At 65.5% G+C, this 19,037-nt stretch carries 19 protein-coding genes, 1 tRNA gene and 1 pseudogene; 20 read left to right on the forward strand and 1 reads right to left on the reverse strand.

Features of this window, described 5'->3' with window-relative positions; translation table 11 throughout:
• Nucleotides 1–96: 96 nt before the first annotated feature.
• Nucleotides 97–468, reverse strand: coding sequence for an Hsp20/alpha crystallin family protein (locus EJP67_RS00385; RefSeq protein WP_126018280.1), 372 nt, complete (start codon nt 466–468; stop codon nt 97–99).
• A gap of 124 nt (nt 469–592) precedes the next feature.
• Here EJP67_RS00385 and EJP67_RS00390 point away from each other — a divergent pair, with 124 nt between their 5' ends.
• From EJP67_RS00390 to nuoK, 20 genes and pseudogenes are all read left to right on the forward strand, one after another.
• Entirely contained in the window at nt 593–1,882 is a 1,290-nt protein-coding gene (locus EJP67_RS00390; RefSeq protein WP_126018282.1) for a branched-chain amino acid ABC transporter substrate-binding protein, read from the forward strand.
• Nucleotides 1,883–1,912: 30 nt separating this feature from the next.
• A complete protein-coding gene (locus EJP67_RS00395) occupies nt 1,913–3,073 on the forward strand; it encodes a pyridoxal phosphate-dependent aminotransferase (protein ID WP_126018284.1) in 1,161 nt (386 codons plus the stop codon).
• Between the two features lie 105 nt (nt 3,074–3,178).
• Nucleotides 3,179–4,116 (forward strand): annotated as a pseudogene (locus EJP67_RS00400) (DMT family transporter).
• Between the two features lie 88 nt (nt 4,117–4,204).
• Complete coding sequence (gene rpsO, locus EJP67_RS00405) at nt 4,205–4,471, forward strand: 30S ribosomal protein S15 (protein ID WP_007837783.1); 267 nt, start codon at nt 4,205–4,207, stop codon at nt 4,469–4,471.
• Between the two features lie 206 nt (nt 4,472–4,677).
• Nucleotides 4,678–6,996, forward strand: coding sequence for a polyribonucleotide nucleotidyltransferase (gene pnp / locus EJP67_RS00410; protein WP_126018286.1), 2,319 nt, complete (start codon nt 4,678–4,680; stop codon nt 6,994–6,996).
• A 105-nt stretch (nt 6,997–7,101) separates the two neighbouring features.
• Nucleotides 7,102–8,100 (forward strand): NAD(P)H-quinone oxidoreductase, encoded by a 999-nt coding sequence (locus EJP67_RS00415; RefSeq protein ID WP_126018288.1) that lies wholly within the window; start codon nt 7,102–7,104, stop codon nt 8,098–8,100.
• A gap of 13 nt (nt 8,101–8,113) precedes the next feature.
• On the forward strand, nt 8,114–8,878 hold the full coding sequence (tpiA, locus tag EJP67_RS00420) for a triose-phosphate isomerase (RefSeq protein ID WP_126018290.1): 765 nt from the start codon (nt 8,114–8,116) through the stop codon (nt 8,876–8,878).
• Nucleotides 8,879–8,915: 37 nt separating this feature from the next.
• Nucleotides 8,916–9,317, forward strand: a complete 402-nt coding sequence (secG, locus tag EJP67_RS00425; RefSeq protein WP_126018292.1) for a preprotein translocase subunit SecG — start codon at nt 8,916–8,918, stop codon at nt 9,315–9,317.
• Nucleotides 9,318–9,436: 119 nt separating this feature from the next.
• Nucleotides 9,437–9,521 (forward strand) — tRNA-Leu (locus tag EJP67_RS00430).
• 67 nt (nt 9,522–9,588) lie between these two features.
• On the forward strand, nt 9,589–9,948 hold the full coding sequence (locus EJP67_RS00435) for an NADH-quinone oxidoreductase subunit A (RefSeq protein ID WP_026346262.1): 360 nt from the start codon (nt 9,589–9,591) through the stop codon (nt 9,946–9,948).
• Nucleotides 9,949–9,963: 15 nt separating this feature from the next.
• The gene (locus tag EJP67_RS00440; RefSeq protein ID WP_007837763.1) at nt 9,964–10,443 is read left to right on the forward strand and encodes a NuoB/complex I 20 kDa subunit family protein; all 480 of its coding nucleotides are present in this window, start codon (nt 9,964–9,966) and stop codon (nt 10,441–10,443) included.
• Between the two features lie 13 nt (nt 10,444–10,456).
• Nucleotides 10,457–11,068: an NADH-quinone oxidoreductase subunit C gene (locus tag EJP67_RS00445; protein ID WP_126018294.1), complete on the forward strand. Its 612-nt coding sequence runs from the start codon at nt 10,457–10,459 to the stop codon at nt 11,066–11,068.
• A 5-nt stretch (nt 11,069–11,073) separates the two neighbouring features.
• Nucleotides 11,074–12,327: an NADH-quinone oxidoreductase subunit D gene (locus EJP67_RS00450; RefSeq protein ID WP_126018296.1), complete on the forward strand. Its 1,254-nt coding sequence runs from the start codon at nt 11,074–11,076 to the stop codon at nt 12,325–12,327.
• A 10-nt stretch (nt 12,328–12,337) separates the two neighbouring features.
• The gene (locus EJP67_RS00455) at nt 12,338–12,892 is read left to right on the forward strand and encodes an NADH-quinone oxidoreductase subunit NuoE family protein (RefSeq protein ID WP_240650452.1); all 555 of its coding nucleotides are present in this window, start codon (nt 12,338–12,340) and stop codon (nt 12,890–12,892) included.
• Entirely contained in the window at nt 12,892–14,232 is a 1,341-nt protein-coding gene (gene nuoF / locus EJP67_RS00460) for an NADH-quinone oxidoreductase subunit NuoF (protein ID WP_126018298.1), read from the forward strand. The genes EJP67_RS00455 and nuoF overlap by 1 nt, the downstream gene beginning before the upstream one ends.
• 17 nt (nt 14,233–14,249) lie before the next feature.
• Nucleotides 14,250–16,421, forward strand: coding sequence for an NADH-quinone oxidoreductase subunit NuoG (nuoG, locus tag EJP67_RS00465; RefSeq protein ID WP_126018300.1), 2,172 nt, complete (start codon nt 14,250–14,252; stop codon nt 16,419–16,421).
• Nucleotides 16,418–17,494: an NADH-quinone oxidoreductase subunit NuoH gene (nuoH, locus tag EJP67_RS00470; protein WP_126018302.1), complete on the forward strand. Its 1,077-nt coding sequence runs from the start codon at nt 16,418–16,420 to the stop codon at nt 17,492–17,494. Before nuoG ends, nuoH begins: the two co-directional genes overlap by 4 nt.
• A gap of 17 nt (nt 17,495–17,511) precedes the next feature.
• On the forward strand, nt 17,512–18,033 hold the full coding sequence (gene nuoI, locus EJP67_RS00475; RefSeq protein ID WP_019653385.1) for an NADH-quinone oxidoreductase subunit NuoI: 522 nt from the start codon (nt 17,512–17,514) through the stop codon (nt 18,031–18,033).
• A 38-nt stretch (nt 18,034–18,071) separates the two neighbouring features.
• Entirely contained in the window at nt 18,072–18,725 is a 654-nt protein-coding gene (locus EJP67_RS00480; RefSeq protein WP_126018304.1) for an NADH-quinone oxidoreductase subunit J, read from the forward strand.
• Nucleotides 18,722–19,030, forward strand: coding sequence for an NADH-quinone oxidoreductase subunit NuoK (gene nuoK, locus EJP67_RS00485; RefSeq protein WP_093204819.1), 309 nt, complete (start codon nt 18,722–18,724; stop codon nt 19,028–19,030). The genes EJP67_RS00480 and nuoK overlap by 4 nt, the downstream gene beginning before the upstream one ends.
• Nucleotides 19,031–19,037: the final 7 nt, after the last annotated feature.

Below are 19,037 nucleotides of genomic sequence, written 5' to 3' on the forward strand. Positions count from 1 at the left end.
ATGTGACGTTAATCCAGCGCTATTGTGAATAAGGTGCTCGTTTAATGTCAAAAACGAGGTCTTACTAACATTTTCCTCTTGTGGGCTTAGGCCTGTTTAGTTGATTTGCAACTGCGTGGCCTGGCTCACCGGCACCAGCTTGCCGAGCTTCAGCGTAAGCACGCCGTTCTCGAGCTTCGCCTCGCTGGCGGCCACGTCGATGTCCTGCGGCAGCTCGTAGGCGGCCTTGAACTGGCGCTTGGCTTCGGCCTTGCTCTCGATGCGCAGCACGGCGCCTTCGATGCTGATGGCGAGGTCTTCACGCGCGAAGCCCGGCACGTCGAGAGAGAGGGTCCAGCTCTTGTCGTCCTGCTCCACGAGGGGCGAACGGCGGGTGCCTGCGAAGGCCTCTGCGGCGAAGCGCTCGAATGCGCGGTCGTAGGCGCGGGGAGCGAAGCGGGCGGTGCGAAGGGTGGGGGCGAAAAACATGGTGAAGAACTCCTGAATGAACACAATGGGGACAAGAAATGTGTGTCCCTTACACTGCGCGGCCGTTCCATCGTGAGTGCCGCTTGAGACCTCATCTAGGCGCAGCGGCACGCGTTTCAAGACAATGAATCCCCCCTTTAATTTGCGTCGCGAGACCTTGAAATTCGCGGCGCTGGCGCTATGCGCGAGGCCCTTCGCTGCGCTTGCTCAGACGCCTGCGGCACCCATTCGCCTGGCCCTCATCGAAAGCATGAGCGGGCCTTTCGCCAACACCGGGGAGGCCGTGTTCCGCAACCTGCTGTGGGCGGTGGAGCGCGTGAATGCGCGTGGCGGTGTGAAGCTGCCGGGCGTTCCCGGCGGCGCGCGGCCGCTGCAACTCGACCGCTACGACAGCAAGGGGCAGAACGAGGAAGCGCTCTCCGCGCTGCGCGCCGCGCTGGACGACGGCGCGCGCGTCGTGCTGCAGGGCAACTCTTCGGCCACTGCTGCGGCGCTGATCGATGCCATCGACAAGCACAACGAGCGCGACCCTTCGCGGCGCGCGATCTTCCTCAACTATGCGGCGGTGGACCCCGCACTCACCAACGAGCGCTGCAGCTTCTGGCACTTCCGCTTCGACGCGCATGCCGACATGCGCATGGCCGCGCTGATGGACGTGATGAAGGACGACGCGGCGCTCAAGCGCGTCTACCTGATCGGGCAGGATTACAGCTTCGGCCAGGCCGTGCTGCGCGAGGCGCGCCGGCAGCTGGGCGCGCAGCGGCCCGACGTGGAGATCGTCGGCGACGAGCTGCACCCCATGGGCAAGGTGAAGGACTTCGCGCCCTACGCCACGAAGATCATCGCCAGCGGTGCGCAGGCCGTGATCACCGGCAACTGGGGCAACGACCTCACGCTGCTGGTGAAGGCCGCTCGCGAGGCGGGCTTCGGCGGCAGCTTCTACACCTTCTATGGCAATGCGCTGGGCGCGCCGGCGGCCATCGCAGACGCGGGCATCGGCCGCGTGGTGGCCGTGGCCGACTGGCTGCCCAATGTGCAGACGGCGCAGTCGGAAGCCTTCTACCGCGCCTTCCGCGCGCGCTTTCCGAAGCCCTCCGACGACTACGTGCATATGCGGCTGCAGCTCATGGTCGAGGCGCTCGCGCAGGCCGTCGAGCGCGCGGGCAGCGCCGATGCGTTGCCCGTGGCGCGCGCCCTGGAGCAGGCCGACGTGAGCATGTACGGCCAGCGCGGGCGCATGCGCGCGTCGGACCACCAGTTCCAGCAGCAGCTCGTGGTGGGCGTGATGGACAGGCAGGGCCGGCCGGGCGTGCAGTTCGACGTGGAAGGCTCGGGCTACGGCTTCCGCGTGGTCAAGACCATCGCCCCGGAGCGCGCCGAACTGCCGACCTCGTGCAAGATGAAGAGACCTTGAAGCTGATGACGAACAACAGGAACTGCCTACATGCGTGAAGCCATCCACAACCTCGAAGCATCGAAGATCCGCGAAGTCGCCAATGCCGGCATGGGCCGCGACGACGTGCTGGCCTTCTGGTTCGGCGAGAGCGACGAAGTCACCCCCGATGTGGTCCGCCAGGCGGCCATCGAATCGCTGCAGCGCGGCGAGACCTTCTACGCCCACAACCTCGGCCTGCCCGAGCTGCGCGAAGCCATCGCGCGCTACACCAGTGCGCTGCACCCCGCCGTCGAGGCGTCGCGCATCGCCGTCACTTCGGGCGGCGTGAGCGCGCTGATGCTGGCGGTGCAGGCGCTGGTCGATGCGGGCGACGAGGTGGTCGCCGTCACGCCGGTGTGGCCCAACCTCACGGCGCAGCCCGCGATCATGGGCGCGCACGTGCGCACGCTGCCGCTGGTGCCGGTGAACGGGCAGTGGACGCTCGACCTGCCGGCGCTGCGCGCGGCGGTCACCTCGAAGACCAGGCTGCTGATCGTCAACGCGCCGAACAACCCGACGGGCTGGACCATGAGCCGCGACGAACAGCAGGCCGTGCTCGACCACTGCCGCCAGACGGGCACGTGGATCCTGGCCGACGAGGTGTACGAGCGGCTCTATTTCGAGCCCACGCCCAACGCCTGCGCGCCGAGCTTTCTCGACATCTCGAAGCCGGACGACCAGCTCGTGGTCACGCACAGCTTCTCCAAGAGCTTCCTGATGACCGGCTGGCGCCTCGGCTGGCTGGTGCTGCCGCCGTCGATGGTCGATGGCATCGGCAAGCTGATCGAGTTCAACACCTCGTGCGCCAGCGTGTTCACGCAGCGCGCAGCCATTGCCGCCATCGAGCACACCGCCGAGATCACGCCGCGCGTGGTGGCGCACCTGAAGCAGTGCCGCGACACGCTGGTGCCGCTGCTCGCCGCGCTGCCGGGCGTGCAGGTGGCGCCGGCCAAGGGCGGCATGTACGCCTTCTTCCGGCTCGAAGGGTTCGGCGACTCGCTCGAAGTGGCCAAGCGGCTGGTGGCCGAGGCCGGCCTGGGGCTCGCGCCGGGCAATGCCTTCGCGCCCGAGGCGCAGGGCTGGCTGCGCTGGTGCTTCGCGTCGAAGGATCCGCAGCGGCTGGTGAAAGGCGTGGAGCGGCTGCGCGACTGGCTGGCGCGGCAGAAGTAACACCGGCTGCAACACGGCCGGTCGGCCGGCTGCAATTTCGTTCAATACGCGGCGCGGCCGGGCCGCGAAGCTCGGGCTTTTCTCCACGAAGGCGGAAGGTCCGGGATGTCGCAACGGTTCAAGGGCATGGCGCTTTGTGCGCTGGCAATGGTCACGGTCGGGAGCGCGGTGGTGGCCAGCAAGGTCATCGCGGCGGGGCTGCCGCCTTTCACCGCGACGGCGCTGCGCTTCGCGCTGGCGCTGCCGGTCTTTCTCGTGCTGCTGCGGTTGACCCGTACGCCATGGCCTCGGCCCGATCGGCGCGACCTGGCGCTGCTGGTGTGCCAGGCGGGGCTGGGGAGCGTGGGTTACACGGTGCTGCTGATCCTCGGCGTGCGCTGGGCGCCGGCCGCCAACGCGGGCGTGGTGGCGGGCACCTTGCCGGCGGTGGCCGCGCTGGTGGCGGTGGTCGCGCTGCGGGAGCGGCCGGGGCGCTATCTGGTGGGCAGCATCGTGCTGGCGATGGTCGGGGTGCTGGCGATCAGCTGGCCCGGGGCGGTGCGGCGGCGGGATCGATCTCCCCGGCGGCGCTGGCAGGCAACCTGCTGGTGCTGGGTGCGGTGATCTGCGAGGCGATGTTCATCCTGCTCAACAAGCGGCTGCGGGTTCCGGTGCGGCCGCTGGCGCTTTCGACGCTGATGACGGCGTTCGGGCTGTTGCTTTCGCTGGTTCCGGCTCTTTTCGAGCGGGCCTGGGAGCGGCCTTTGCCCGCCGAGGCGCTGGCCGGCGTCGCCTACTACGCGCTGGTGCCCACGGTGCTGGGCTTCGTGCTGTGGTTTGCCGGGTCTTCCTGGCTGAACGGGGCAGAGGCGGCGCTGTTCACGGCCGTCCTGCCGGTCTCGGCGCTGGTGCTGGCGGCGCTGTGGCTGGGCGAGAGCATCAGCGCGGCGCAGATCGGCGGGGCGGCCTGCGTGCTGGGCGCGGTGGGGCTGGCGTCGCTCGACGGGAGGCCTGCCCGTGCTTCCAAGGGGGTAAAAGGGCCGGGCGGGGCGGTCGGGCTATAATCCCAAGGCTTTGCATGCCGCAAGGCGCACGGCGAGGGCAGTTCCAGTCCTGGCCGCAAGTCAAACATCCAGGAACAAGGAAATCAACATGATCGCAGCCTCCATCAAGGCCGAAGTTGTCAAGGACAACGCCCGCGCCGCCAACGACACCGGCAGCCCCGAAGTGCAAGTCGCACTGCTGACCGCCCGCATCAACGAGCTCACCCCCCACTTCAAGACGCACGCCAAGGACCACCACGGTCGTCGCGGCCTGCTGCGCATGGTGAGCCGCCGTCGCAAGCTCCTCGACTACCTCAAGTCCAAGGACGCCGACCGTTACACCGCGCTGATCGCCAAGCTGGGTCTGCGCAAGTAATCCAAATCGCATGAAAAAACGCCTGGGTTAGTCCGCTAGCTCAGGCGTTTTTTACTTCGCGATCCACTTTCGGAGTGCCCAAACAGAGCGAAGCTGTGTCATTCCAATGAAGTTCCCGCCGAGCTTCGCTGGAATGGCATCGTGTTCTGAGAAGCCTCCGTCACCTGCGGACTCCGTGTAGTTCGCTATCAAAACAGGAGCAAAACATGAGCCTCTTCAACAAAGTCACCAAGTCGTTCCAATGGGGCGGCAAGACCGTGGTCATGGAAACGGGCGAGATCGCCCGCCAGGCCAGCGGCGCCGTGCTCGTCGACATCGAGGGCACCGTCATCCTCGCGACCGTGGTCGCCTCCAAGTCGGCCAAGCCCGGTCAGGACTTCTTCCCGCTGACCGTCGACTACATCGAGAAGACCTATGCCGCGGGCAAGATCCCCGGCAGCTTCTTCAAGCGCGAAGCCAAGCCCAGCGAGCATGAAACGCTGACCAGCCGCCTGATCGACCGCCCGATCCGTCCGCTGTTCCCCGAAGGCTTCCTGAACGAAGTGCACGTGGTCGTGCACACGATCTCGCTGAACCCCGAAGTCGACGCCGACATCGCCGCCATGATCGGCGTGAGCGCGGCTCTGTCGATCTCCGGCGTGCCGTTCAACGGTCCGATCGGTGCCGCTCGCGTGGGCTACATCAACGGCCAGTACGTGCTGAACCCGGGCCAGACCGCCCGCAAGGATTCGCAGATGGACCTCGTCGTCGCCGGCACGCAAGCTGCCGTGCTGATGGTCGAGTCCGAAGCCCTGCAGATGAGCGAAGAAGTCATGCTGGGCGGCGTGGTGTTCGGCCACGAACAGGCCAACATCGCCATCGACGCGATCCATGAACTCGTGCGCGACGCCGGCAAGCCGGTGTGGGACTGGAAGGCTCCCGCCGAAGACGAAGCCTTCGTCGCCAAGGTCAAGGGCCTGGCCGAGGACAAGCTGCGCGCCGTCTACCAGATCCGCAGCAAGCAGGCCCGTACGCAGGCCCTGCGCGAAGCCAACGCCAGCGTGCTCGAGGCCCTGAAGGCCGAAGGCGCCGAATTCGACTCCGGCAAGGTCTCCGACCTGCTGTTCGCCATCGAATCGAAGATCGTGCGCAGCCAGATCCTGTCGGGCGAGCCGCGCATCGACGGCCGCGACACGCGCACCGTGCGTCCCATCGAAATCCGCAACTCGGTGCTGCCCCGCACCCACGGCTCGGCCCTGTTCACGCGCGGCGAGACGCAGGCGCTGGTCGTGACCACGCTGGGCACCGAGCGCGACGCACAGCGCATCGACGCGCTGGCCGGCGAGTACGAAGACCGCTTCCTGTTCCACTACAACATGCCTCCCTTCGCCACCGGTGAGGTGGGCCGCATGGGCTCCACCAAGCGCCGCGAAGTGGGCCACGGCCGACTGGCCAAGCGCGCGCTGGTCGCCGTGCTGCCGAACAAGGAGGAGTTCCCGTACACGGTCCGCGTGGTGTCGGAGATCACCGAGTCGAACGGCTCGTCGTCGATGGCATCGGTGTGCGGCGGCTGCCTCTCGATGATGGACGCTGGCGTGCCCATGAAGGCGCACGTGGCTGGCATCGCCATGGGCCTTATCAAGGAAGACAACCGCTTCGCGGTGCTGACCGACATCCTGGGCGACGAGGATCACCTGGGCGACATGGACTTCAAGGTGGCCGGCACGACCAACGGCATCACCGCCTTGCAGATGGACATCAAGATCCAGGGCATCACCAAGGAAATCATGCAGGTCGCGCTGGCACAGGCCAAGGAAGCGCGCATGCACATCCTCGGCAAGATGCAGGAAGCGATGGGCGAGGCCAAGGCCGACGTGTCGCAGTTCGCACCGCGCCTGACCACGCTGAAGATCAACCCCGAGAAGATCCGCGACGTGATCGGCAAGGGCGGCGCGGTCATCCGCGGCCTGCAGGAAGAAACCGGCACGACGATCAACATCGACGAAGACGGCACCATCACCATCGCCTCGACCGATCCGGAAAAGGCCGAGATGGCCAAGAAGCGTATCGAGCAGATCACGGCCGAAGTCGAAATCGGCAAGGTCTACGAAGGCCCGGTCACCAAGATCCTGGACTTCGGTGCGCTCATCAACCTGCTGCCCGGCAAGGACGGCCTGCTGCACATCAGCCAGATCGCGCACGAACGCGTCGAGAAGGTGACCGACTACCTGAGCGAAGGCCAGATCGTGAAGGTCAAGGTCCTCGAGACCGACGACAAGGGCCGCGTCAAGCTGTCCATGAAGGCCCTGACCGAGCGTCCGGCCGGCATGGAGTTCAGCGAGCGTCCCCCGCGCGAAGACCGTGGTGACCGCGGCGAGCGTCGTGAACGCGGCGATCGCGGTGATCGCGGCGAGCGCGGTGGTGACCGCGGCGGCGATCGCGGCGAACGCGCGCCTCGCTTCAACGAACAGCAGCAACAGCCGCGCAGCGAAGCGCCGGCCGGCGAGCAGCCGCAGCAGCAAGCTCCGCGCGAGCCTCAGGAGTAAGAAGGGTGCGAGGGTGGCGGCTGTGCATGCAGCCGCCATTGCTGCCTCTTCATCTTTTGAACGTCAAGCTGCGCCCCATCTGCGGGCGCTGGAGGCCGAAAGACCATGAAAGCCATTGAAATCACTTCGTACGGCGCCCCCGAGGTGCTGTGCGTCGCCGAGCGTCCCGACCCCGTCGCGGGCGCCGGCGAACTGCTGATCCGCGTTGCGGCGAGTGGCGTCAATCGCCCCGACGTGTTGCAGCGCAAGGGGCACTACCCGGTACCGCCGGGCGCGTCCGATCTGCCGGGCCTCGAAGTGGCTGGCGAGATCGTGTCGGGCGATGCCGCGGCGCTGGCAGAGGCCGGCTTCAAGGTCGGCGATCGCGTCTGCGCGCTGATTGCCGGCGGCGGCTATGCCGAGCTGTGCGTGGCGCCCGTGGCGCAATGCCTGCCAGTGCCTAAAGGGTGGAGCGATCTCGAAGCGGCTTCGCTGCCCGAGACCTTCTTCACTGTCTGGAGCAACGTGTTCGAACGCGGCCGCCTCCAGAAGGGTGAGACGCTGCTCATTCAGGGCGGCTCGAGCGGCATCGGCGTCACGGCGATCCAGATCGCCAAGGCGCTCGGCGCGACCGTGATCGTCACGGCCGGCAGCGACGACAAGTGTGAAGCCTGCCTCAAGCTCGGCGCCGACCACGCCATCAACTACCGCACCAGCGACTTCGTCGAAGAGGCGAAGAAGCTCACGGACGGCAAGGGCGTGGACGTGGTGCTCGACATGGTCGCCGGCGACTACGTGGCGCGCGAGGTCGAATGCCTGGCCGAAGATGGCCGTCTGGTCATCATCGCGGTGCAGGGCGGCGTGAAGAGCGAGATCAATGCGGGTCTCGTGCTGCGCAGGCGGCTCACGATCACCGGCTCGACGCTGCGTCCGCGGCCCGTGGCGTTCAAGGGCGCCATTGCCAGGGCGTTGCGCGAGAAGGTGTGGCCGCTGCTGGAAAGCGGCGCGATCAAGCCCGTGATCCACAGCACCTTTGCCGCGGCGGGTGAGCCAAGCGGCGCGGCCCAGGCTCATGCGCTGATGGAATCGAACCAGCACATCGGCAAGATCGTGCTGACATGGTGACGAGAAGAACGCGATGACAACGAAGAAGAAACTGATCGCCGGCAACTGGAAGATGAACGGCGGCCTGGCTGCCAACGAGGCGCTGGTGAAGGCCCTCCAGCAGGGCCTGGCCGCGAGCCCGGCCGCGTGCGACGTGGCGCTGTGCGCGCCCGCTCCGTATTTCGAGCAGCTGCAGTCGCTGCTGGCGGCTTCGCCGGCCCTGGCGCTCGGCGCGCAGGATGTCTCGGCGCACCCGCAAGGCGCGTTCACGGGCGAGCAATCGGCCGCGATGCTGAAGGACTTCGGCGTGCGCTATGCGATCGTCGGCCACTCCGAGCGTCGCCAGTACCACGGCGAAAGCGACGAAGTGGTTGCAGCCAAGACCGCGGCTGCGCTGGCCAACGGCATCACGCCGATCGTCTGCGTGGGCGAGACCCTTGCGCAGCGCGAAGCAGGGCAGACCGAAGAGGTGGTCAAGCGCCAGCTGGCTGCCGTCATTCACGTGAACGGCCATTGCATCAGCGAGATTGTGGTGGCTTATGAGCCTGTCTGGGCCATCGGCACAGGCAAGACGGCCACGCCGGAGCAGGCGCAGGCAGTGCACGCGGTGCTGCGCGCACAACTGCATCACGCGGCGAGCGAACATGCCGCAGGCATCCGCATTCTTTATGGCGGCAGCATGAATGCGGCGAATGCCGCGGAGCTGCTGGCGCAGGCCGACATCGATGGCGGCCTGATCGGAGGCGCGTCGCTCAAGGCGCCCGACTTTCTGCAGATCATTTCCGCCGCTGCGCGCTGAACGCGCAACGGCTGCATCAAATTAGGAGTAAGAACGAATGAACGTGGTCCTCAACCTTCTGGTCGGCGTGCAGATGCTGGCAGCCCTCGCGATGATCGGCCTCATCCTGATCCAGCACGGCAAGGGCGCCGACATGGGCGCGGCCTTCGGCAGCGGCAGCGCCGGCAGCCTGTTCGGTGCCAGCGGCAGTGCCAACTTCCTGTCGCGCACCACGGCAGTGCTCGCCGCGGTGTTCTTCGCTTGCACGCTGCTGCTGGCCTACTTCAGTCATGCGCGTCCTGCTGGCGGCGGCAGTCTTCTGGAGCGTGCGGCAGTGGGTGCGCCTGCTGCGCCGGCCTCCGGTGCTGCGAACGAGATCCCCGGTGCGGCAGCTCCGAATGCGCCTGCTTCGGCTCCTGCAGCCCCTGTTTCGGGTGCGGGGCAGATTCCGGGCAAGTAATCAACTCGTTTTCATGAGTTGCCCGTGAGAAATGGCTCCATTTCAGGGTAAACTCTAAATCTGTTCGGAAAGCCAAATTCCTCTTGCAGGTACCTCATGCCATCCGAACAGCAAAAACCGCGGTCGTGGTGAAATTGGTAGACACGCTATCTTGAGGGGGTAGTGGCGAAAGCTGTGCGAGTTCGAGTCTCGCCGACCGCACCAAATCTCATCGGCGGAAAACCTCATCCAGAGGTTCTTCCTGCCGGTGGCAAGCGGTGAAAAACTCTCGATGAATCTCGACTCCTACCTCCCCGTCCTTTTGTTCATTCTGGTCGGAGTCGGCGTAGGTGTCGCCCCTCAGGTCATCGGATACATTCTCGGCCCCAACAGGCCCGACACCGCGAAGAACTCCCCGTACGAGTGTGGCTTTGAGGCCTTCGAGGATGCGCGCATGAAGTTCGACGTGCGCTATTACCTCGTCGCGATTCTCTTCATCCTGTTCGACCTCGAAATTGCATTCCTCTTTCCATGGGCTATTGCGCTCAAGGAAATCGGCGCTGTTGGCTTCTGGGCCATGATGATCTTTCTCGCCATCCTCGTCGTGGGCTTCGCCTACGAGTGGAAAAAGGGCGCGCTCGACTGGGAATGACAAGGAAGAAACACGATGGCCATTGAAGGCGTTCTCAAGGAAGGCTTCGTCACCACGACGTACGACTCGGTCGTCAACTGGGCGAAGACTGGTTCTCTCTGGCCGATGACCTTCGGCCTTGCATGCTGTGCGGTGGAGATGATGCACGCGGGCGCCGCGCGCTATGACATCGACCGCTTTGGCATGCTGTTCCGCCCCAGCCCGCGCCAGTCCGACCTGATGATCGTGGCCGGCACGCTGTGCAACAAGATGGCTCCCGCCCTGCGCAAGGTCTACGACCAGATGCCGGAGCCGCGCTGGGTTCTCTCCATGGGTTCGTGCGCGAATGGCGGTGGCTACTACCACTACAGCTATTCGGTCGTGCGCGGCTGCGACCGCATCGTGCCGGTCGATGTCTACGTTCCGGGTTGCCCGCCCACCGCCGAGGCCTTGCTCTACGGCGTGATCCAGCTGCAGCAGAAGATTCGCCGCACCAACACCATTGCCCGCGCCTGAGGGACCGCCGACGATGACTGACTTTGCAATTTCGCCGGAGGTGCTGCGCGCCACCGTCGCCGAGACGCTCGGCGCCAAGGCCAAGAGCGTGACCGTCGCCCTCGACGAGGTGAACGTGGTGGTCGGCGCTGCCGACTACCTCGAGGCCGCACTGCTGCTGCGCGATGCGCCCGGCTGCCGCTTCGAGCAGCTGATCGACCTCTGCGGCATGGACTACTCCGACTACCGTGACGGCGAGTGGCAGGGTGGGCGCTATGGCGTCGTCTCCCATCTGCTGTCGGTGAGTCTCAACCAGCGCGTGCGCCTGACGGTGCTCGCATCGAGCGACGACTTCCCCGTGGTCGACTCGCTGCAGTCCGTGTGGAACTCCGCCACCTGGTTCGAGCGCGAAGCCTTCGACCTCTATGGCATCGTGTTCGAAGGCCACGACGACCTGCGCCGCCTTCTGACCGACTACGGCTTCATCGGCCATCCGTTCCGCAAGGACTTCCCGGTGTCGGGCCATGTCGAGATGCGCTACGACGAAGAGCAGAAGCGCGTGGTCTACCAGCCGGTTTCCATCGAGCCGCGCGAAATCACCCCGCGCGTGATCCGCGAAGACAACTACGGCGGCGGTTTGCACTGACTGATATGGCCGAAATCAAGAACTACACACTCAACTTCGGTCCCCAGCACCCGGCAGCGCACGGCGTGCTGCGCCTGGTGCTCGAGCTGGACGGCGAGGTCATCCAGCGCGCCGACCCCCACATCGGCCTGCTGCACCGCGCCACCGAGAAGCTTGCCGAAACGCGCACCTTCATCCAGTCGCTGCCGTACATGGACCGTCTCGACTACGTGTCGATGATGAGCAACGAGCACGCCTACTGCCTGGCCATCGAGCGGATGCTGGGCCTCGAGGTGCCGGAGCGCGCGCAATACATCCGCGTGATGTTCGCCGAGATCACCCGCCTGCTGAACCACCTGCTGTGGCTCGGCGCGCACGGTCTCGACTGCGGCGCGATGAACATGCTCATCTACTGCTTCCGCGAGCGCGAAGACCTGTTCGACATGTACGAGGCCGTTTCCGGCGCGCGCATGCACGCGGCGTACTTCCGTCCGGGCGGCGTGTACCGCGACCTGCCCGACGCGATGCCGCGCTACAAGGTCAGCAAGGTCAAGAACGCGAAGGCCATCGAGAAGCTCAACGAGAACCGCCAGGGGTCGCTGCTCGACTTCGTCGACGACTTCTGCAAGCGCTTCCCGAAGATGGTCGACGAGTACGAGACGCTGCTCACCGACAACCGCATCTGGAAGCAGCGCACCGTCGGCATCGGCGTGGTTTCGCCGGAGCGCGCCCTGAACCTCGGCTTCACCGGCCCCATGCTGCGCGGCTCGGGCATCGAATGGGACCTGCGCAAGAAGCAGCCCTACGACGTCTACGACCGCATGCAGTTCGACGTGCCCGTGGGCAAGACCGGCGACTGCTACGACCGCTACCTGGTCCGCGTCGAGGAGATGCGCCAGGCCAACCGGATCATCCAGCAGTGCTCGGCCTGGCTGCGCGCCAACCCCGGTCCTGTCATCACCGACAACCACAAGGTCGCCGCGCCTGCGCGCGAATCGATGAAGGCGAACATGGAGGAGCTGATCCACCATTTCAAGCTCTTCACCGAAGGCTTCCACGTGCCCGAAGGCCAGGCCTATGCCGCCGTCGAGCATCCGAAGGGCGAGTTCGGCATCTATCTGGTGAGCGACGGCGCCAACAAGCCGTACCGCCTGAAGATCCGCGCCCCTGGTTTCCCGCACCTAGCCGCCCTCGACGAAATGTCGCGCGGTCACATGATCGCCGACGCTGTCGCGGTGATCGGCACGATGGACATCGTGTTCGGCGAGATCGACAGGTGAGAAAGAGCGAATGACTTCCTCGACCCACCATGACACGGCGCCCTCGGCGCCTTCTGCCCCTCTGGAGCCTGCGATCCTCGAGCGCTTTGCGCGCGAGGTGGCGAAGTACCCCGAAGCGGGCAAGCAGTCGGCCGTGATGGCCTGCCTGTCCATCGTCCAGCAGAACGAGGGCTACGTCAGCCTGCAGCGCGAGCGCGAGATCGCCGAGTACCTCGGCATGGCGCCCATTGCCGTGCACGAGGTGACGACCTTCTACAACATGTACAACCAGCATCCGGTGGGCAAGTTCAAGCTCAACGTGTGCACCAACCTGCCTTGCCAGCTGCGCGACGGCGTCACCGCCCTCGTGCATCTCGAGAAGAAGCTCGGCATCAAGATGGGCGAGACCACGCCCGACGGCCTGTTCACGCTGCAGCAGAGCGAATGCCTGGGCGCCTGCGCCGATTCGCCCGTGATGCTGGTCAACGACCGCACGATGTGCAGCTTCATGAGCAACGAGAAGCTCGACCAGCTGGTCGACGGCCTGCGCAACGCCGCGCCGGCCACCAAGGGGGAGGCTTCCTGATGTCGCCCGAACAAGTTCTCCAGCAGTTCCAGGCAACGGGCGTCCAGACCTGTTTCCATGACCGCCACATCGATCCGCAGATCTATGCCGGCCTCGACGGCACCAACTGGCGCCTGGCCGACTACGAGGCGCGCGGTGGCTACCAGGCGCTGCGCAAGATCCTGACCGAAGGTCTCACGCCCGACCAGGTGATCGCCGAAGTCAAGGCTTCGGGCCTTCGCGGCCGCGGTGGCGCGGGCTTCCCGACCGGCCTGAAGTGGAGCTTCATGCCCCGCCAGTTCCCGGGCCAGAAGTACCTCGTCTGCAATTCCGACGAAGGCGAGCCGGGTACGTGCAAGGACCGCGACATCCTGCAGTTCAACCCGCACATCGTGATCGAGGGCATGGCCATCGCCGCGTACGCGATGGGCATCAGCGTGGGCTACAACTACATCCACGGCGAGATCTTCCAGACCTACGAGCGCTTCGAGGAAGCCCTCGAAGAGGCGCGTGCCGCCGGCTATCTCGGCGACAAGATCATGGGCAGCACGTACAACTTCCAGTTGCACGCGGCCCACGGTTTCGGTGCCTACATCTGCGGCGAGGAAACCGCGCTGCTCGAATCGCTGGAAGGCAAGAAGGGTCAGCCGCGCTTCAAGCCGCCGTTCCCCGCCAGCTTCGGCCTGTACGGCAAGCCCACCACCATCAACAACACCGAAACCTTCGCGGCGGTGCCCTGGATCATCCGCAACGGCGGCCAGGCCTACCTCGAATGCGGCAAGCCGAACAACGGCGGCACCAAGATCTACTCGGTGAGCGGCGACGTCGAGCTGCCCGGCAACTACGAAGTCCCGATGGGCACGCCGTTCTCCAAGCTCCTGGAGCTGGCCGGCGGCGTTCGCAAGGGCCGCACGCTGAAGGCGGTGATTCCCGGCGGTTCGTCCGCTCCGGTGCTGCCCGCGTCGATCATGATGGAATGCACGATGGACTACGACTCCATCTCCAAGGCCGGCTCGATGCTGGGCTCGGGCGCCGTCATCGTGATGGACGACAGCCGTTCGATGGTCGAGTCGCTGCGCCGCCTGTCGTACTTCTACATGCACGAGTCCTGCGGCCAGTGCACGCCGTGCCGCGAAGGCACGGGCTGGCTCTACCGCGTGGTCGACCGCATCCACAACGGGCAGGGCAGGGCGTCCGACATGGACCTGCTGAACTCGGTGGCCGACAACATCCAGGGCCGCACGATCTGCGCCCTCGGCGACGCGGCGGCAATGCCGGTGCGCGCCATGATCAAGCACTTCCGCCATGAGTTCGAGGCCCTGATCCCGGGCTACGTACCGAAAGCGCCCGTCAAGGCCTGAGCGCGAGAAATACACATATGGTTGAAATCGAACTCGACGGCAAGAAGGTCGAAGTCGCCGAAGGCAGCATGGTCATGCACGCTGCCGACAAGGCCGGCACGTACATCCCGCACTTCTGCTATCACAAGAAACTGAGCATCGCGGCCAACTGCCGCATGTGCCTCGTGGACGTGGAGAAAGCGCCCAAGCCGATGCCGGCCTGCGCCACGCCCGTCACGCAGGGCATGATCGTTCGCACCAAGAGCGAGAAGGCCATCAAGGCGCAGCAGTCGGTCATGGAGTTCCTCCTGATCAACCACCCGCTGGATTGCCCGATCTGCGACCAGGGCGGCGAATGCCAGCTGCAGGACCTGGCCGTCGGCTATGGCGGTTCCTCTTCGCGCTACGAAGAGGAAAAGCGCGTCGTCTTCCACAAGGACGTCGGCCCGCTGATCAGCATGGAAGAGATGAGCCGCTGCATCCACTGCACGCGCTGCGTCCGCTTCGGCCAGGAAGTGGCCGGCGTGATGGAGCTCGGCATGTCGAACCGCGGCGAGCACTCCGAAATCGAAACCTTCGTGGGCGACTCGGTCGACTCCGAACTCTCGGGCAACATGATCGACATCTGCCCGGTCGGCGCGCTCACGAGCAAGCCCTTCCGCTACAGCGCCCGCACCTGGGAACTGTCGCGCCGCAAGTCGGTAAGCCCGCACGACTCCACCGGCGCCAACCTGATCGTCCAGGTCAAGAACAACCGCGTGATGCGCGTGGTGCCGCTCGAGAACGAAGACGTCAACGAATGCTGGATCGCCGACCGCGACCGCTTCTCGTACGAAGCGCTCAACGGCCCCGAGCGCCTGACGCAGCCCATGCTGAAGCAGGGCGGCCAGTGGCAGCAGGTCGACTGGCAGACGGCGCTCGAGTACGTCGCCAACGGCCTCAAGCAGATCAAGGCCGACCACGGCGCGCAGAGCATCGGTACGCTGGTCAGCCCGCACAGCACGCTCGAAGAGCTGCAGCTCGCCGCCATGCTCACGCGTGAGCTCGGCAGCGACAACATCGACTACCGCCTGCGCAATGCCGAATTCGCCGCCTTCGAAGGCGTGCGCTGGCTCGGCACTTCCATCGCGTCGCTCACGCAGCTGCAGCGCGCGCTCGTCGTGGGTTCGAACCTGCGCAAGGAGCACCCGCTGTTCGCGCAGCGCATCCGCCAGGCCGTGCGAAAGGGCGCCGCGCTGTCGGTGATCACTTCGGCCAGCCTGATGGCCGACCGCGACGCCTGGGCCATCAACGTGGCGCAGTCGACCATCGTCGATGCCGGCGAGTGGGTCGAGGCGCTGGCCGCGGTGGCCGCAGCCATCGGCGAAACCAGTGGCGCGGCCGCTCCTCTGGCGCCGAAGAACGCACCGGACGCCGCCGCCAAGGCGATCGCTGCCTCGCTGCTGAGCGGCGAACGCAAGGCCATCCTGCTCGGCAATGCAGCCGCGCACCACGCACAGGCCAGCAGCCTGCTGGCGCTGGCCAACTGGATCGGCGCGCAGACCGGCGCCACCGTCGGTTACCTGACCGAGGCGGCCAACACCGTGGGCGCGCAGATCGTCGGCGCGTTCCCGAAGAACGGCGGCCTCGATGCCGGCCGCATGCTCGCCGCTGGCTCGGGCCTGAAGGCCGTGATGCTGCTGAACACCGAGCCGGTGTTCGACTCGGCAGCCGGCGCAGCCGCGGCCGATGTCATCGGCAATGCGCAAATGGTCGTCACGCTGAGCCCCTTCAAGGCCAACCTCGAATTCAGCGACGTGCTGCTTCCGATCGCCCCGTTCAGCGAAACGCCCGGCACCTTCGTCAACGCCGAGGGCCGCGTCCAGGGCTTCCACGCCGTGGTGAAGCCCCTGGGTGAGACCCGTCCGGCCTGGAAGGTGCTGCGCGTGCTGGCCAACCTGCTGGGCCTGCCCGGCTTCGCGTTCGAATCGACCGCCGAAGTGCTGGCCACCGTGGGTGAGAAGGGCGCCGTGCCCGCGAATGCGCTGAGCAACGCCACGTCCGCCACTGCGGTCGCTGCCGACGGCGCGGCTGCTGCACCCGTGGTCGCGAGCATCTACCAGCTGGATTCGATCGTGCGCCGCGCACCGTCGCTGCAACTGACCGCTGATGCGCGCAATGCATCGGCCGGCTCGAACCTGACGGCACGTGCCGAGGAGGCACTGGCATGATCGACGCAATTCATGGCTTCGGCCAGGGGCTGGTCGCCGCAGGCTGGTGGACCGCCGTGGTCTGGCCCGTGATCTGGACGCTGATCAAGATCATCGTGGTCGTCCTCCCGCTGATGGGAGCTGTGGCGTACCTCACGCTGTGGGAGCGCAAGGCCATCGGCTTCACGCAGATCCGCATCGGCCCGAACCGCATCGGGCCGCTGGGCCTGCTCCAGCCGATCGCCGACGCGCTCAAGCTGATGACCAAGGAAATCATTCTTCCGACGGTCGCCAACAAGGGCCTGTTCTTGCTCGGCCCGATCATGACCATCATGCCGGCGCTCGCCGCATGGGCGGTGATTCCCTTCGGCCCCGACGTGGCGCTGGCCAACATCAACGCCGGCCTGCTGTTCGTGATGGCCATCACCTCGCTCGAGGTGTACGGCGTGATCATCGCCGGCTGGGCTTCCAACTCGAAGTACGCCTTCCTGGGCGCGCTGCGCGCCTCGGCACAGATGGTGAGCTACGAGATTGCGATGGGCTTCTGCTTCGTCGTGGTGCTGATGGTCACCGGCAGCCTGAACATGACGGAGATCGTCAACGTTCAGGGCAAGGGCATGTTCGCCAACATGGGCGTCGGCTTCCTGTCGTGGAACTGGCTGCCGCTGCTGCCGATCTTCGTCGTCTACTTCATCTCGGGCCTTGCTGAAACCAACCGCCACCCGTTCGACGTGGTGGAAGGCGAATCCGAAATCGTGGCCGGCCACATGATCGAGTACTCGGGCATGAGCTTCGCGATGTTCTTCCTGGCCGAATACGCCAACATGTGGCTCGTCTCGATCCTGACCGTGGTGCTGTTCCTCGGCGGATGGCTGCCCCCGTTCGAGTTCCTGAGCTTCATTCCGGGCTGGATCTGGCTGGGCCTCAAGACCTTCTGCGTGGTCACCATGTTCCTGTGGGTGCGTTCGACGTTCCCGCGCTTCCGCTATGACCAGATCATGCGTCTGGGCTGGAAGATCTTCATTCCCGTCACGCTCGTGTGGCTGGTCGTGGTCGGTGGCTGGATGCAGACGCCGTTCAACATCTGGAAATAACAGGGAGCGCCAACATCATGTCTGCTGCGCACACCGCAACCCCATCCGCGCCTTTCTCGCTCAAGGACTTCCTGAGCAGCTTCATGCTGTTCGAGCTGTTCAAGGGCCTGGCCATCACCGGCAAGTACGCCTTCGCCCGCAAGATCACGGTGCAGTTCCCCGAAGAGAAGACGCCGCTGTCGCCGCGCTTCCGCGGCCTGCACGCGCTGCGCCGCTACGAGAACGGCGAAGAGCGCTGCATCGCCTGCAAGCTCTGCGAGGCCGTCTGCCCGGCACTGGCCATCACCATCGAATCGGATGTGCGCGACGACGGCTCGCGCCGCACCACGCGCTACGACATCGACCTGACCAAGTGCATCTTCTGCGGCTTCTGCGAAGAGAGCTGCCCGGTCGACTCGATCGTGGAGACGCACATCTTCGAATACCACGGCGAAAAGCGCGGCGACCTGTACTTCACCAAGGACATGCTGCTGGCCGTGGGCGACCGCTACGAGAAGGAAATCGCAGCGAACAAGGCGGCCGACGCCAAGTACCGCTGACCCGGTTCAGCCCGAAACCCGTACCAATTCGAATTCCAATGGACGTCAAGACCGGTCTGTTCTATCTGTTTGCCGTGGTGCTGCTGTTCGCAGCATTCCGCGTCATCACCGCCCGCAACCCCGTGTACGCCGCGCTGTACCTGGTTCTGGCCTTCTTCCAGGCATCGGCCATCTGGCTGCTGCTGCGCGCCGAGTTCCTCGCGATCTCGCTCGTGCTCGTGTACGTGGGCGCCGTGATGGTGCTGTTCCTGTTCGTGGTGATGATGCTGGACATCAACGTCGACAGCTTGCGGGAGGGCTTCTGGAAGCACTTCCCGCTGGCGGCGGGCGTGGGTGCGCTGATCGCGCTCGAGATGGCGGCGGTGCTCATGGGCGGCTTCCGTCTGGGCGAGGCACCCCGCGCCGCGGCCAATGCGGCAGCGGCCAACACCTCCAATACGCTCGAACTCGGCAAGCTGCTCTACTCCGAATATCTCTATCCGCTGGAAATCGCCGCGGTCATCCTGCTCGTGGCCATCGTGGCCGCCATCGCACTGACGCTGCGCACCCGCAAGGACAGCAAGTACGTCAACCCGGCCGACCAGGTTCGCGTGAAGGCACGCGACCGCGTGCGCATCGTGCAGATGCCGGCAACGCGTGCCGCGGAGCCTGTGGTCGAAGCTGCGGACGCTGCAAAGGAAAACAAGGCATGACGCTCACGCTCGGACACTTTCTTTCGCTCGGCGCGATGCTTTTCGCGCTGTCCGTGATCGGCATCTTCCTGAACCGCAAGAACCTGATCGTCCTGCTGATGGCCATCGAGCTGATGCTGCTGGCGGTCAACATGAACTTCGTGGCCTTCTCGCACTTCCTGGGCGACATGCATGGCCAGATCTTCGTGTTCTTCATCCTGACGGTGGCCGCGGCCGAGTCGGCCATCGGGCTGGCGCTGCTGGTCCTGCTGTTCCGTAACAGGTCGAACATCAACGTCGACGAACTCAACTCGCTCAAGGGTTGACAGCAAC

Origin of the sequence: Variovorax guangxiensis (genome assembly GCF_003952165.1) — a bacterium.
Lineage (GTDB): Bacteria > Pseudomonadota > Gammaproteobacteria > Burkholderiales > Burkholderiaceae_C > Variovorax > Variovorax guangxiensis.

Excerpts from the sequence above, each read along its gene's own strand:
- EJP67_RS00385 (WP_126018280.1), bottom strand. The coding sequence starts at position 468 with ATGTTTTTCGCCCCCACCCTTCGCACCGCCCGCTTCGCTCCCCGCGCC.
- EJP67_RS00390 (WP_126018282.1), top strand. The coding sequence starts at position 593 with ATGAATCCCCCCTTTAATTTGCGTCGCGAGACCTTGAAATTCGCGGCG.
- EJP67_RS00395 (WP_126018284.1), top strand. The coding sequence starts at position 1,913 with ATGCGTGAAGCCATCCACAACCTCGAAGCATCGAAGATCCGCGAAGTC.
- rpsO (WP_007837783.1), top strand. The coding sequence starts at position 4,205 with ATGATCGCAGCCTCCATCAAGGCCGAAGTTGTCAAGGACAACGCCCGC.
- pnp (WP_126018286.1), top strand. The coding sequence starts at position 4,678 with ATGAGCCTCTTCAACAAAGTCACCAAGTCGTTCCAATGGGGCGGCAAG.
- EJP67_RS00415 (WP_126018288.1), top strand. The coding sequence starts at position 7,102 with ATGAAAGCCATTGAAATCACTTCGTACGGCGCCCCCGAGGTGCTGTGC.
- tpiA (WP_126018290.1), top strand. The coding sequence starts at position 8,114 with ATGACAACGAAGAAGAAACTGATCGCCGGCAACTGGAAGATGAACGGC.
- secG (WP_126018292.1), top strand. The coding sequence starts at position 8,916 with ATGAACGTGGTCCTCAACCTTCTGGTCGGCGTGCAGATGCTGGCAGCC.
- EJP67_RS00435 (WP_026346262.1), top strand. The coding sequence starts at position 9,589 with ATGAATCTCGACTCCTACCTCCCCGTCCTTTTGTTCATTCTGGTCGGA.
- EJP67_RS00440 (WP_007837763.1), top strand. The coding sequence starts at position 9,964 with ATGGCCATTGAAGGCGTTCTCAAGGAAGGCTTCGTCACCACGACGTAC.
- EJP67_RS00445 (WP_126018294.1), top strand. The coding sequence starts at position 10,457 with ATGACTGACTTTGCAATTTCGCCGGAGGTGCTGCGCGCCACCGTCGCC.
- EJP67_RS00450 (WP_126018296.1), top strand. The coding sequence starts at position 11,074 with ATGGCCGAAATCAAGAACTACACACTCAACTTCGGTCCCCAGCACCCG.
- EJP67_RS00455 (WP_240650452.1), top strand. The coding sequence starts at position 12,338 with ATGACTTCCTCGACCCACCATGACACGGCGCCCTCGGCGCCTTCTGCC.
- nuoF (WP_126018298.1), top strand. The coding sequence starts at position 12,892 with ATGTCGCCCGAACAAGTTCTCCAGCAGTTCCAGGCAACGGGCGTCCAG.
- nuoG (WP_126018300.1), top strand. The coding sequence starts at position 14,250 with ATGGTTGAAATCGAACTCGACGGCAAGAAGGTCGAAGTCGCCGAAGGC.
- nuoH (WP_126018302.1), top strand. The coding sequence starts at position 16,418 with ATGATCGACGCAATTCATGGCTTCGGCCAGGGGCTGGTCGCCGCAGGC.
- nuoI (WP_019653385.1), top strand. The coding sequence starts at position 17,512 with ATGTCTGCTGCGCACACCGCAACCCCATCCGCGCCTTTCTCGCTCAAG.
- EJP67_RS00480 (WP_126018304.1), top strand. The coding sequence starts at position 18,072 with ATGGACGTCAAGACCGGTCTGTTCTATCTGTTTGCCGTGGTGCTGCTG.
- nuoK (WP_093204819.1), top strand. The coding sequence starts at position 18,722 with ATGACGCTCACGCTCGGACACTTTCTTTCGCTCGGCGCGATGCTTTTC.